Genomic DNA, 13,517 nt, shown 5'->3' with positions numbered 1-13,517 from the left:
GACGCTAGCACGCACCCCGCCGACCGGAACCAGGGCGGGCTCCGGTCGGCGGGGCGTGGCGGTCACTTGGCGGCTCTTATCAGCCGAGGCGCGTCAACTTGTCCGTGAAGCCCGGCTCCACGAGGTCCTTCTGCAGGGCGACCGGGACCTTGACGGCGCTGCCGGAGCCGTCGCCGACGGTGAGCGAGCCCACCGGGGTGCCGGCCTTCGCCGTGTGCGGCAGGTCATCGGCCGCGAACGTCAGCTTGACGGTCAGATCCGCCCAGCCGACGGCCGTGACGTCCTTGGTGACGACGACCGGTGTACGGCCGCCGAGGCCGTCGTCGGCGTACCCGACGACGTCACCCTTCTTCAGGATGGTCGCGGTCTCCAGCGCGCCCTGCGCGGCCCGGATCAGCCGGTCGCCCGCGGAGAGGGCGCCCTGGAGGATGGTGTTGTCCGAGCCGCCCGCGGGCTGGCGCACCACGGCGCCGACGATGGTGCGCGTCTCGCCGCCGACCTCCTTCTTCGCCGCGAAGACGAGGTTGCCGAGGGCGGAGGTGGTGGTGCCGGTCTTGATGCCGACGACGTCGTTGTAGCCGACCAGCTGGTTCCAGTTGTTGTGCTTGGTGCCCTTGTAGTCGACGTACGACATCATCGTGGCGACCTCGCGGAAGGCGGGCTGCTTCATCGCCGCCTTGGCCAGTTTCACCTGGTCCACGGCCGTGCTGACGGTCGTGTTGTTGAGGCCCGAGGGGTCGGTGTAGGTGGTGTTGGTCATGCCGAGGTCGTCGGCCGCGGCGTTCATCTTCTCCACGAACGACTTCTCCGATCCGGCGTCCCAACGGGCGAGCAATCGCGCCACGTTGTTCGCGGACGCGATCAGGATGCTCTCCAGGGCCTCGCGCTGGGAGATGGTGTCGCCCTTGGTCACGTCGACGGTCGACTCCTGGCCGGCGTCCGACTGGTCCTCGGCGGCCTGGTCGATCTCGATCTTCGGACCGGGGGCGCCGCTCTTGAGGGGGTGGTCGCGCAGGATGACGTACGCCGTCATGACCTTGGCGACACTGGCGATCGGCACGGCCTTCTGCTCGCCGGACGAGCCGAACGTGCCGATGCCCTGCACGTCGAGCGCGGCCTGCCCGTCGGACGGCCACGGGATGTCGACCTTGTTGCCCTCGAAGGTGTAGCTGTCCTTCGCGGTGAGGTCGAGCGACGGGGTCGGCAGCGGGCGTACGGCCTGCACGATCGCAAAGACGACCGCGAGCAGCAGCACCAGCGGGGTCCAGATCTTGACCCGGCGGACGAGCGTGCGGACCGGGGTCTCCGGCGGCGGCGGGGTGTTCGTCAGCTCCGCCAGCAGATCCAACGGCGGCTTCGGCGGCAACGGCTGCTGAGTGGTCCGCTCCGGCCCGACGTGCGGGAAGGGGGCGGTGGCGTCGGCGGGGGCGTCGGCCTTCGGCTTGCGCGTCGCCGGGTCGTCGAGGGGCTTGAGCGCGACGAACTTGCTGGTGCGCTCGACGTCGGCCTCGGGCGTGCGGCCGTCTTCGCCGTCCTTGGTGTCCTTGGCGTCCTTGGCGGCATCGCCCAGCTTCAGCATGGTCGTCGGCTGATCCACGGCGGGCGCGGGGGGCCGTACGGCTTTGAAGGTGGTGGTGGGCTGGTCTACGGCGGGCTTGTCGGTGGCGGACGGCTTGTCGTCGGGCTCGGCGTCGGCGGCCTCTGTCTCAGCGTCAGACGGAGACTCGCGGTCGGCTTCCGCCTCGGCCTCGGCGCCCGTGTCCGTGGCGCCCTCGGCCTCTTCGCCCCCGTCGGCCTTCACCTCACCGGCGTCACCGCTGTCCGCCTCCGGCTCCTCGTCCGCCGACGCCACCCACGCGGCCACGGCATCCCGAAGCCGGGCGTCACCATTCGCACCGACCTCGTCGAGGGCCGCGCCGTCTTCCGGCTCGGCAGAGTCCTTGGTCGCCTCGTCGGCAGCGGCTTCTGCCGCGTCCTGTCCGGTGGCCTCGTCGACCTGCGGCTCTTCGGCGTTCTGGGCCGGCTCCTCGTCCTGCGGCTCGGTGTCGGGCCGTGTGGCCTGCTCGGCGGGGGAGTCTGTGGCGTCCTGCTCGGTTTCCGGCTCGGCTGCGTCGTTGGTCGCCTCGTCGGCAGCCGTCTCCGCCGCATCCAGGTCAACGACCTCGCCAACCTCCGGCTCCGCCGTGTCCTGGCCGGTGGCGTTCCCGTCCTGCGGCTCGGCAGCGGTCTCTGCCGTGTCCGGCTTGTCGGTGTCGGAGTCTGCGCCCGCTGCGTCCCGCGTGTCGGCGTCGGCGTCGGTGTCCGTGCCCGCCGTGTCCGGCGCGTCGGTGTCGGAGTCTGCGCCCGCCGTGTCCCGCCCGTCGGCGTCGGCGTCGGTGTCGGTGTCCGTGCCTGCCGTGTCCTGCTCGTCGGCGTCGGCGTCGGCGTCGGCGTCTGCGCCCGCCGCGTCCCGCCCGTCGGCGTCGGCGTCGGTGTCGGTGTCCGCCGCGTCCCGCCCGTCGGCGTCGGTGTCGGTGTCCTCGCCCGCCGCGCCCCGCTCCTCGGCCTCGACCGCGGCGTCCTTCGTCGCCACCCCGGCCGGTTCCGCCCCGGCGGCGTCCTGTGCGCCCGTCTCCGCCTCCGTGGCGTCCTGTGCGGGCTTGTGCGCCGTCTCCGCCTCCGTGGCGTCCTGTGCGGGCTTGTGCGCCGTCTCCGCCTCCGTGGCGTCCTGTGCGGGCTTGTGCGCCGTCTCCGCCCCTGTGGCGTCCTGTGCGGGCTTCTGGGGCGTCTCCGCCCCCGTGGCGTCCTGCGGGCCGCTCTGCGCCCCTGTGGAGTCCTGTGGCGGCGTCTCCTGATCCGTCGTGAGATCTCGTACCGAGAAGACCCTCGTCGCCGTGTCGACGCCGCCGCTCGTCGTGGAGGGGCCGGATTCGCGGGCCACCGCGAGCCGGGGGTCGCGGCGCTCGGGGGAGTCGCTCCTGGCTTCGGGAACCTGACCCGCGCTCCCCGACGTCGGTTCTGCCGACGACTCGCGCTGCTTCGACCTGTCGGGGGACTCGCCCGCCACCGATGCCTCCTCCGTGTGCCGCACGCCATCCGTGTCCGTGCGGCTATCGAACCGTGAACCTCGCCCGGAACACCGCTCCCCCGCGGTGTCCGAACCATGTACCAGTGTCCTGTGTGCGGACCGAACTCAAGCGGTAGACGAGAACGACATACCTGCCGGTTCCCTCACAAAGAGGTCACGCACCCTCGACAGACCAATGTGAGAGGGGTCACCCTGTCTTTCATCCACGCGGGGAGGCATGGATGGGCAGGAGCCGCAGAACACTTCCGGAAGAGCTTCTGCTGCTGGCACTGGACCCGGCCACGGGTACCACTGCACAGCCGCAGTCGCTCGACCTCGGTCTGGCCGGAGCACAGCTAGTGGAGCTGGCGTTGGCCGGACGGATAGCCCCAGACGGGGATCGTATCGCCGTGGTCGCACCACGGCCGACAGGAGATCCAACTTTGGACTGCGCGTTGGAGTTGCTGCGAAGGCGTGGCGCTCCGGTACGCGCGGTGAACTGGATTGGCGGACCCCGGCTGGGGCTGCGCCAGACCTACCTCTCGCATCTGGAGCGGTGCGGCATGGTGCATGCCGTGGCGGGCCAGATGTGCGGGGTGTTGCCGACGACGCGCTATCAGGCGACGGACAACGAGATCAGCCGGGAGATCAGGGCCCGTCTGGACTCCGCGATCCGCACCGGCGTGCCGCCGGACCCGCGGACGGCCGCACTCGCCGCACTGGCGCACGCGGTCGGACTCGGCAAGCATCTGTATCCCGGGAACGAGGGGCGGTCCTCCCGCTCCCGGCTCAGGGATCTGATCCGGCACGACCCCATGGGCGGCCTCGTGGCGCACGCCGTGATGGACGTTCAGAACGGTGTGGCGGCCCAGCCGCGCCGCAGCCCGGCACCGGCCGGCCGTCAGGCCGCCCCCGGAGCCAGGCCCGCACCGGAACCCGCACACGGCGTTCCGATGCAACCGCGCCGCGGATCCATGGCGCGCGCCGTGGCTCACTGAGCCGCGGTCCACGGCAGCACACAGCACCAAGCAGAGCCGAAAACAGCAACGACCGCACCACGCACACGCACCACGCACCACGCTCCACCGAGCGCCGCACCGCAGTCCCCAAGACCCGGTACGGGAGCCGCTGGTTCGCGCGGGGCGGCAGGGCCGTACGTCCGGACGACGACGCGGTCCCGCCGCCCCGCGCGCCCTTGTGTCACGCCGTGTCGCGCATTTATGCGGCATGAACACAGTGCATATCCACTGTTTCCCAGCGGTACTCAGCCCCTTGGTGGCAGTCTGCTCAACAGCAGATACACAAAGTGGTAAGTACGAGGCACGCAGCCGGAGGTGCACGTCCCGTGGCGTCCAATGTCAATCCCACCGTCAGGCGACGCCGGCTGGGCCAGGAGCTGCGCCGGCTCCGCGAGCTCAAGGGCATGACGGCCGAGGAAGTGGCGGAGAGACTGCTGGTGTCGCAGTCGAAGATCAGCCGGCTGGAGAACGGCCGACGCAGCATCAGCCAGCGCGACGTCCGCGACCTGTGCGGGGTCTACGAGGTCGAGGACCAGCGCATCGTCGAGTCGCTGATGCAGATGGCCAAGGACTCCCGCCAGCAGGGCTGGTGGCACGCGTTCGGGGACATCCCGTACAGCGTCTACATCGGGCTGGAGACGGACGCCGAGTCGCTGCGGGTCTACGAACCCCAGATCATCACCGGGCTGTTGCAGACCCGCGCCTATGCCGAGGCCATCATCCGGGGCGGCTCGCCGGAGACGTCGGAGCCGGAGATCGACAAGCGCGTCCAGGTCCGGCTGCGGCGGCAGGACCGCGTCACCGCCGAGAAGGACCCGCTGCGCCTGTGGGTCGTGCTGGACGAGGCCTCGCTGCGCCGGCTCGTCGGGACCCGGCAGGTGATGCGGGAGCAGTTGGAGCACGTGGCCGAGATGTCCCAGGCGCCGCACATCACCGTGCAGGTGCTGCCGTTCGACGTAGGCGCGCATCCCGGTCTCAACGGCCAGTACTCGATCCTGGAGTTCTCCGACGCGGCCGACTCCAGCGTCGTCTACATCGAGGGCGTGACCAGCGACCTGTATCTGGAGAAGCCGCACGACGTGCAGAAATACACGGTGATGTACGAGCATCTGCGGGCCCAGGCGCTGAACGTGGACCAGTCCCGCCAGCTCATCGAAGACGTCGCGAAGGACTACGCGCGCTGAGCCGCGGCGCGGAGAAGCGCCGGATAATACACCTCTGACAGATCCGGCTGGAAGACCCACCTGGAATATGCCATCCGGTCGAGTGAATGACTGCTCCGAATGAGGAAGTCGGCGAGTAGCGTCGATCACGCCAACCGATCAACGGTGTTGGCGCAAACCGTGCAACTGGCTACCGGAGCAAACATGGCAATTCTGCAGGGTGCCACGGAAACGTGGACGAGTTCCTCGTACACCAACGGAGGTGGTGCGTGCGTGGAGGTCAAGTCTCCTACGCAGTCGCTGCTGGCCGTGCGTGACTCCAAGGTCCCCGAGGGGCCCTTCCTGGCGTTCCCCACCGACGCGTGGAGCGCGTTCGTGGCATCGGTCAAGGAGTGAGGGGAAGGTCTTCCTGATCCTCGCCCGAGTCCACCACCGACAAGTGCACAAGCACCACGGGAAGAGCCCTCTCGACCAGCCGCCGTCCTTGCCGAGAGGGCTCGGCTTGTGCCCCGACAGTCCTGGTGCGCCGGCGCCAGAGGCCCGTCAGCTCCCGTCAGCTCACGGGGAACGCCACATCACACACCGGATCGTCCGCCCCCGCCGCGTCCCAGTCCGCGAAGTACACCTCACGGCACGGGCCCGTCGGCTTCAGCCCCTGGGCCGCCAGCCACTCCTCCACCGCCTCGAACGCCGCCAGGATCTGAGGATGCGCCACCTGCGCCTTGGTGATCCGGGTGTACGCCAGCCGCCCGGCCGTCTCCACCCGTACGGCCGCACCCCGGGACCGGCCCCGGCCCTCCACCCACGCCCGAGCCGCGGCCTCGTCGGCCACCGGCACGCACGACTCGGCCGGACCGTCGCTCTCCATCGACACGTCGGAGTGGTACACGACGAACGGCGCCGCCGTGATGCCGCCGCACTCCCGCGCCCCCTCCTCCAGACGCCCCAGCGACGCGCCGATCCAGGCCGGCAGCTCGTCCGCCAGCACATGCCGCGTCTCGGTGATCAGCACCTGCTCGGGTACGTCCACCGTCTCGACCACGAACTTCCCGTACATCTCGGAGCTCCTCCCCGACAGTCGTCCACGGAGGTACTCGGCGAGCGTCCGCTGCCCGGCCAGCCGCGCCTCGACATCCGCCCAGTACGCGGCGAGCCGGTCGGCGGCCTCGGGGCCCGGGGCCTCGACCACCTCGGCGATCCGCGCCAGCGGCATGTCCAGCCGGCGCAGGAGCGCCACGAGCCGGGCGCGTTCCACCTGGCCCGCGCGGTAGTAGCGGTAGCCGCTGACCTCGTCGACGTACGCCGGGGCCAGCAGGCCGAGCCGGTCGTACAGCCGCAGGGCCTTGGCGGACAGCCGTGCCCGCGCGGCGAACGCGCCGATGGTGAGCAGCTCTTCGTCGTCCACCACGTCATCCTCCGTCACCGGGCGGCTTCTTCCGCCCGGTGAGAGGACGTTCGACCTTGCCCCAGGGGCAAGGTCAACCGGCCAGCTGGGCCTCCACGGCGGCCACGACCTCCGACGCGTCCGGCTCGGTCTGCGGCGAGAAGCGGGCGACGACCTCGCCGTCCCGGCCGATCAGGAACTTCTCGAAGTTCCAGCGGATGTCCCCGCTGTGCCCCTCGGCGTCGGCGAAGCCGACGAGGCGCTCGTACAGCGGGTGCCGGCCCTCGCCGTTCACCTCGACCTTCTCGGTCAGCGGGAAGGTCACGCCGTACGTCGCCGAGCAGAACTCGGCGATCTCGTCGGCGCTGCCGGGCTCCTGCCCGAGGAACTGGTTGCAGGGCACCCCGAGCACGGTGAAGCCCTGGTCTGCGTACTGCTCGTGCAGCCGCTCGAGGCCCGTGTACTGCGGGGTCAGCCCGCACTTGGAGGCCACGTTCACGACGAGCACGGCCTGGCCGGCGTACTGGGAAAGGTTCGCGGAACCGCCTTTGAGGGATTCGATCTCGACGTCGAGGGGAGAAACACCGTTGCTGTCTGCAGTCGTCATGACCGGATGCTAACTCCGCGACATGGCGGCCCCCTGACCCGACCCTGACGCCCGTACGACGACCTCCCCGGCGGCCGTCCGCACATACAGCACCGACTTGCCGGACCTCCGCCGCTCCACCAGCCCCGCGTCGAGCAGCACTCTCAGATGCCGTCCGACCGAACCGAGCCCCTGCCCGGTCACGGCGACGAGCTGGCTTGTGCTCATGGGGGAGCCGAGGAGGACGAGTACTCCGGCGCGCGCGGTGCCGAGCAGCGCGCCGAGGCTCGCGGACACGGCCCGGCTTCGGCCCTCGGCGAGGGCCCCGGCGCACGGGTAGACCAACGCGTACCGCTGCCCGTCCTCCTCCCAGGCCACCCAGCCGTGTCGTTGCGGTGTCACGGGGACGAACACGAGCTCGGCGCCGGAGATCTCGCGCGGCGGGTATTCGTGCGTGTTCACCTGGAGTCGATTTTCACCGAGCCAGCGGGTGCCCGGCCGCAGCGCGTCCAGCGCGGCCGCCCAGCCCGACCGGCCGACCTGCGCGGTACGGGCGACGACATCGGCCTCCAGGACGCGGCGACGCCGGTCCCAGTACGGCCGTACGGCCTCGGCCCAGACGTACTCCAGGAGGCGGGCCGCGCGCTCGGGGAGGTCGTCCCGGTCCAGTTCGGAGGGCAGGGGGCCGGCGAGGGAGATCCGTAGATGCGCGCGGGCCTCGTCGGGGCGGGCCGCCCGGACACGCTCCACACCCTCCTCGAAGGTCTCCCGGTCCCTCGGGGTGGGGGTGAGGAAGTCGGCGATCCAGTCCCGTCCGATGCCGGCGCGGGCGAGGCGGGCGGTGACGGGGTCGGCGGCCAGGCGGGCCCGGTAGGCGGGCAGGTGGTCGCGCAGCCAGGCCTGTTCACCGGGGTGTGCGGGCACGCCCGCGTTCAGCAGCTTCAGGCAGGCGAAGGTCTCGGCGAGCGGGGAGAGGACGAACCGGCTGCCGGCGAGCGTGTCGGCGTTGACCTGCCACCAGCCCATGCGCGCCACCCCCTGGACCTTTCGCACCAGGGCGAAACAATAACGGCCGTTTCCGGGCCGCCACAGACTCCGTCCATGCGTAGCTACCAACTCCTGTTCCGCACACGGGAGTTCACCCCACTCTTCCTGTCTTCGTCGACCCACACGGTGGCCCAGACGATCGCCGGGCCGGCGCTCGCCACCCTGGTGTACCGGGCGACGGACTCGCCGCTGCTGTCCGCGGTGAGCATGTTCGGGCACTCGCTGGCGCAGGTGCTGGGGGCGGCCTTCTTCCTCTCCGGCGCGGACCGGCTGGCCCCGCGGGCCACGATGACGGGCATCTCCCTGGCCTTCGCGGGCGGTGCGGCGGTCCTGGCGCTGCCCGGCCTGCCGATCTGGGCGGTCTTCGTCGTCCTCCTCGCGCAGGGCCTGGTCGCCTCGCTGGGCGGTGGGGTCCTGTGGGGGCTGCTGAACGAGATCCTCGCCAAGGACGGATATCTGCTGGGGCGCTCGGTGTTCAACATGATGGCCGGAATCATGCAGATCACCGGGTTCGCGGTGGGCGGCGTGCTGGTGGCTGTGTCGTCTCCGCGCTTGTGTCTGGGGCTGTCGGCGGCGCTGTACGTCGCGGCGGCGGCCGGTCTCCGGCTCGGCCTGACCCGCCGCCCGCCCCGTGCCACGGGCCGCCCCTCCGTCTCGGCCACCTGGCGCACCAACGCCCTCCTGTGGTCCTCCCGCCCCCGCCGCCACCTCTACCTCGCCCTGTGGATCCCCAACGGCCTGGTCGTCGGCTGCGAATCGCTCTACGTCTCCTACGCCCCCCAGGCCGCAGGCACGCTGTTCGCCTGCGCGGCGTTCGGGATGTTCGTCGGTGACGTGGCCGTCGGCCGTTTCGTTCCGCCCGCCCTGCGTTCCCGGCTGGGCGTGCCCCTGCTCCTGCTGCTGGCCGTGCCGTATCTGTTCTTCGCCCTGCGGCCGGCGCTGCCGCTCGCGGCGGTCTGCGTCGCCGTCGCGTCCGTCGGGTTCGGCGCGAGTCTGGTCCAGCAGGAGCGGCTGTTGGCACTCACTCCGGACGAACTCGGCGGTCACACCCTGGGGTTGCACTCCGCCGGAATGCTGACGATGCAGGGCGTGAGCGCGTTCCTGGCGGGCACGGTGGCCCAACTCACCTCGCCTGCCACGGGGATGACGGTGATGGCGGTGGCGTCGGTCGCGGTGACGCTGTGCCTGGCGCGAGGGCTGAGGCAGTGACCGGTGCCGGTGGCGCTTCGGAAAAAACCGTTCGGGGCGGGGGCTGGCGGGGGTGCTCGGGGGCGGCTGGAAAACATCACGGAAGCCGAAGAGTTGCTCGGGTATTGTCGTCAAGGCGCTCCGGTGTGACGGTGGGTGGAGTTCTGGGGGAAACGTCCGTGGGCGAGCAGCTCGGTTTCAAGATGCTCGGGCCCCTGACGGTGAGGGCGAACGGCCGCGCGCTGACCGTCGGCGCTGGGCGCCAGCGCACGGTCCTTGCTCTGCTGTTGCTCAACCCCGGCCGGATCGTGCCGGTGGACACGCTCGTCGACGCCGTCTGGAACAGTTCCCCTCCGGCCACCGCCCGCACCCAGATCGCCATCGTGATCGCCGCCCTGCGCAAGACCTTCAAGGCCGAGGGCGTCACCGAGGACATCATCGTCACCGCCCACCCCGGGTACCGGCTCAGACCCGAGGGCCATTCGGTCGACTCGGTCGACTTCGCCCGGCTGGTCAAGGACGCCGAGGCGGACGTGGAGCAGGGGCGGCCCGTCGAGGCCGCCGACAAGTACGCCAAGGCCCTCGCCCTGTGGACCGGGCCCGCGTTCGCCGGGATCGCGAGCCCCGTGGTGGAGGACGAGGCGGCCCGGCTGGAGGAACAGCGGCTCAACGCCTACGACGACGCCACCGCCGTACTGCTGGAACTCGGCAACGACCAGGACCTGCTGCCGGAGCTCGCGGCCGTCGTGCGGGAGCATCCGCTGCGGGAGCGGACCCGGCACCATCTGATGCTCGCGCAGTACCGGTCGGGGCGGCGGGCCGAGGCGATGGCCACGTTCCGGGAGGCGCGCGAGCAGTTCGTCGAGGAACTGGGGATGGAGCCGGGGCCGGATCTCCAGGAGCTGCACGACGCGATCCTGCGCGACGACCCCTCCCTCGCGCCCGCGCCGCCCGTCGTCTCCACCGATGTGCTGCGCTCCGACGCCGTCATCGTGCCCTCCGAACTCCCGCCCGACATCCCCGGGTTCACGGGCAGGGCGGGGGAACTCGCCCTGCTGGACACGCTGGTGACCGGTCGGGACCGGCAACAGGGGCCCGCCTTCGGGCTGATCACCGGGATCGCGGGCGTCGGCAAGACCGGTCTCGCGGTGCGCTGGGCGCACCGGTCCGCCGCGCACTTCCCGGACGGGCAGCTCTTCGCCGACCTGCGCGGCTACGACGAGGACCACGAGCCGACCGTCGCCTCCGACGTGATCAGCCGCTTCCTGCGCTCGCTGGGGGTGCCCAGCGACCGGATACCGCCCGAGCCCGAGGCCCTCGTCGCGCTGTACCGGAGCGTGCTCGCCGAGCGGCAGGTGCTCGTCGTCCTCGACAACGTCCGCTCCTACGCCCAGCTGCGCACCCTGCTGCCCGGCAGCGGGCGCTGCGCGGTGCTGGTGACCAGCAGGGAGCAGCTGGAGGAGCTGGTGACCTGGCCGCAGGAGGCCCGGGTGCACCTCGGGGTGCTGCCCGAGCCGGAGGCCGTGGAGCTGCTCGGGCGGATCGTCGGCGTGGAGCGCATCGCCTCCGCCAAGGCCGACACCGGGCGACTGGCCGAACTGTGCGACCGGCTGCCGCTGGCGCTGCGGATCGCCGCCGCGCGCCTCGCCTCCAAGCCGCACTGGACGGTACGGCACCTGGTGACGCGGCTGAACGACGAGCGGCGGCGGCTGGACGAGCTGAGCCAGGGCGCCTCCCGGGTGCGGGCCGGCTTCGCGCTGTCGTACCGCTATCTGCCCGAGGAGGCCGCGCTGCTGTACCGGCGGCTCGGGCTGTTGGACGTGCCGGACTTCGCGGCCTGGGTGGGCGGGGCGCTGCTCGACATCGACGTGCCGGACGCCGAGCGGATCATGGAGGACCTGGTCGACGCGCAGTTCCTGGAGGTCGTAGGCGTCGACGCCACCGGGCGGCTGCGGTACCGGCTGCAGAACCTGATGCGGCTGTACGCGCGGGAGCGGGCGTACGAGGAGGAGCCGGAGGACGCGCAGCGTGCCGCCCGCGAGCGCGCCTTCCGTACCTGGCTGACGATCGCGGAGGAGGCCCATCGGCGGGAGTACGGCGGGCACTTCAGCGTGGTGCACAGCGAGGTGCCGCGCCGGCCGCTGGAGGCCTTCCTCATCGACGAGCTGCTCGACTCGCCGCTGGAGTGGCTGGAGGCGGAGCGGCTGTCGCTGGTGGCGGCGGTCGAGCAGACGGCGTCCCTGGGCATGGACGACCTCGCGTGGGACATCACGGTGTCGGCGGCGGTGCTCTTCGAGACGCGGCACTACCTGGAGGACTGGCGGGTCTGCTCCGAGGCCGCGCTGGCGGCGGCCCGCAAGACGGGCAACCTGCGCGGGCAGGCGGCCATGCTGCACCAGCTCGGCGGGGTGGCGCAGTCGTACCGGCGGCTGGGAGAGGCGCACGCGCGGTACAACGAGGCGCTGGAGCTGTTCGAGCGGGCCGGTGAGGATCACGGGCGGGCGCTGAATCTGCGGAACCTGTCGATCCTGGAGCGGTTCCGGGGGGACCTGGACCCGGCCATGGAGCGGCTGCGGGCCGCGCGGGACATTCTGCGGCAGGTCGGTGACACCTCGTCCGAGGCGCACACGCTCGACAACATGGCGCAGATCGAACTCGACCGGGGCAACACCGACCTGGCGATGAAACTCAGCCTGGAAGCGGTGCAGCTGATGGAGTCGATCGCGGGGGGCAATCGGCGTGGCGCCGCGCAGACCATCCATCGGCTGGGGCGCGTGCATCTGGCCCGAGCGGACTTCGAGCAAGCCGAAAAAGCTTTTCAGCAGGTGATCGCGCTGGCCACGGACACCTCCGACCGGGTCGGTCTCGTCTACGCGCTGCTCGGGCTCGGGGAGAGTCGGCTGGGGGCGGGCGAGGTGGACGCGGCCGAGGAGACGCTCAGTGAGGCGCTGGAGATCGTGGAGCGGATCGACAGTCCGCTTGTTGACGGCCGTGTCAATTTGGCGCTGGGGGAGGCTCGGCGGCGGCAGGGGCGTCTTGCCGAGGCTCGTGAACGTTTGAGCGCCGCGCATGCGGTGTTCGTTCGGGTGGAGGCGCCGCGGTGGCTGGAGGAGACGGACCGGGCGTTGGCGTTGTTGGAGGGGGATTCTGGGGACGGCTGAGGGGGATGCAGGGTGCCGTCGGTGTCCAGTTGCCCGGCGTTGGTGCTGGCCGGGGGTGGGTCGCGCGGCCCGGCGCTGACGGGGTGCCGCCTGCGCCCACGCCGCCCCAGGCGGCACGAATCGTCGATAAGGGGCTGCCCAGTTTCGGCCGGTACGACCGTCTGCCGAAAATTGGGGTGCATGATGTCGCCATCGGGCGGGCGGAAGGGTACGGCGTCGAGGCGCCCGGTCTGATCGACGGCCGGGGCCCAGACCTCACCGACATGCTCTGAGGAGATACACACGGAGCAGAGGTCAAGTGGTGGCCCCGACATCGACGCTTGTTTCGCGCGGACCGCGCGCGCCGCAGTTTCAGCGAATGGCCACAGCGGCACCGGATACACAGCTACCTCGATCAGTGCCGCGACCTCGCCGGGCGAGTAGACCAGGGCCGGACCGTTGGGCGCGAGGCTCTGCCGGACTGCTGTCCGGCCGTCGCCCAGGGCAGCAAACTCGAAATAGTTTCTAGGAATCGGGTGCGAGTCAACCCGTCGAGAAAGACGATGTCAGGGGGATGCCCTGATGGGCGGCGCCTCTGGGGCGAGTACCTCAAGCGCCTGTCGCGCACCCGTGGTGGCGTAACGCCGCGTGGTGCAGCCATCCGGACTGCAGGAGTCCGGGCGGCTGCACGAGGCCACGGCCCCGGTGCACGACGCGATCTGCGCGGGGCCCCGGACTCTCACCCAGTAATTGGCAGATCTGTTCCACCGGCACGGCCACTCCACCTGGGGCTTTCCTTCGCAGGGGTGGAACAGATCTGCCAATCACCCCCTGATCCCGGTCGTCGGCCTCGGGTTTGAACGAACTCGTCGGCGCCGTACTGGCGACCGTGTCTCGGGATTGGCTGCCCGCTGCCCTCCGGGAGAGAGTCCCTGACTTCCTGA

Annotated in this window: 9 protein-coding genes and 1 pseudogene; 5 read left to right on the top strand and 5 right to left on the bottom strand. The window is 71.0% G+C overall.

The features are described from left to right. Positions 1-79 precede the first annotated feature (79 nt). Positions 80-3,070, bottom strand: a complete 2,991-nt coding sequence (locus Q4V64_RS22425; protein WP_303711101.1) for a hypothetical protein — start codon at positions 3,068-3,070, stop codon at positions 80-82. Positions 3,071-3,288: 218 nt separating this feature from the next. Here Q4V64_RS22425 and Q4V64_RS22420 point away from each other — a divergent pair, with 218 nt between their 5' ends. The 3 genes from Q4V64_RS22420 to Q4V64_RS22410 all read left to right on the top strand — a co-directional run bounded on the left by Q4V64_RS22420 (position 3,289) and on the right by Q4V64_RS22410 (position 5,624). Continuing rightward, a complete protein-coding gene (locus tag Q4V64_RS22420; RefSeq protein WP_124441379.1) occupies positions 3,289-4,044 on the top strand; it encodes a GPP34 family phosphoprotein in 756 nt (251 codons plus the stop codon). A gap of 347 nt (positions 4,045-4,391) precedes the next feature. Continuing rightward, positions 4,392-5,249 (top strand): helix-turn-helix transcriptional regulator, encoded by an 858-nt coding sequence (locus Q4V64_RS22415; protein WP_124441380.1) that lies wholly within the window; start codon positions 4,392-4,394, stop codon positions 5,247-5,249. A gap of 183 nt (positions 5,250-5,432) precedes the next feature. Beyond that, positions 5,433-5,624, top strand: a complete 192-nt coding sequence (locus Q4V64_RS22410) for a DUF397 domain-containing protein (RefSeq protein ID WP_124441381.1) — start codon at positions 5,433-5,435, stop codon at positions 5,622-5,624. A 157-nt stretch (positions 5,625-5,781) separates the two neighbouring features. Here the strand turns inward: Q4V64_RS22410 and Q4V64_RS22405 are convergent, their stop codons facing one another. The 3 genes from Q4V64_RS22405 to Q4V64_RS22395 are packed head-to-tail and all read right to left on the bottom strand — an operon-like array spanning position 5,782 to position 8,224. Further along, positions 5,782-6,651, bottom strand: coding sequence for a MerR family transcriptional regulator (locus Q4V64_RS22405; protein WP_124441382.1), 870 nt, complete (start codon positions 6,649-6,651; stop codon positions 5,782-5,784). Between the two features lie 55 nt (positions 6,652-6,706). Further along, positions 6,707-7,219 carry a glutathione peroxidase gene (locus Q4V64_RS22400; protein WP_124441383.1) on the bottom strand — a complete coding sequence of 171 codons (513 nt, stop codon included), beginning with the start codon at positions 7,217-7,219 and terminating at the stop codon, positions 6,707-6,709. Positions 7,220-7,228: 9 nt separating this feature from the next. Continuing rightward, the gene (locus Q4V64_RS22395; RefSeq protein WP_124441408.1) at positions 7,229-8,224 is read right to left on the bottom strand and encodes a helix-turn-helix domain-containing protein; all 996 of its coding nucleotides are present in this window, start codon (positions 8,222-8,224) and stop codon (positions 7,229-7,231) included. Between the two features lie 75 nt (positions 8,225-8,299). Between Q4V64_RS22395 and Q4V64_RS22390 the strand changes: the two genes are divergently transcribed. Together Q4V64_RS22390 and Q4V64_RS22385 are read left to right on the top strand one after the other, a co-directional pair. Beyond that, entirely contained in the window at positions 8,300-9,454 is a 1,155-nt protein-coding gene (locus Q4V64_RS22390) for an MFS transporter (RefSeq protein ID WP_124441384.1), read from the top strand. Between the two features lie 158 nt (positions 9,455-9,612). Further along, positions 9,613-12,594: a BTAD domain-containing putative transcriptional regulator gene (locus Q4V64_RS22385; RefSeq protein ID WP_253267082.1), complete on the top strand. Its 2,982-nt coding sequence runs from the start codon at positions 9,613-9,615 to the stop codon at positions 12,592-12,594. 383 nt (positions 12,595-12,977) lie between these two features. Here Q4V64_RS22385 and Q4V64_RS55145 read toward each other — a convergent pair. Beyond that, positions 12,978-13,076 (bottom strand): annotated as a pseudogene (locus tag Q4V64_RS55145) (DUF397 domain-containing protein); the annotation flags it as partial. Positions 13,077-13,517 lie beyond the last annotated feature (441 nt).

Source organism: Streptomyces sp. NL15-2K, assembly GCF_030551255.1.
Taxonomy (GTDB): domain Bacteria; phylum Actinomycetota; class Actinomycetes; order Streptomycetales; family Streptomycetaceae; genus Streptomyces.
This window is presented reverse-complemented; position numbering and strand designations above follow the sequence as displayed.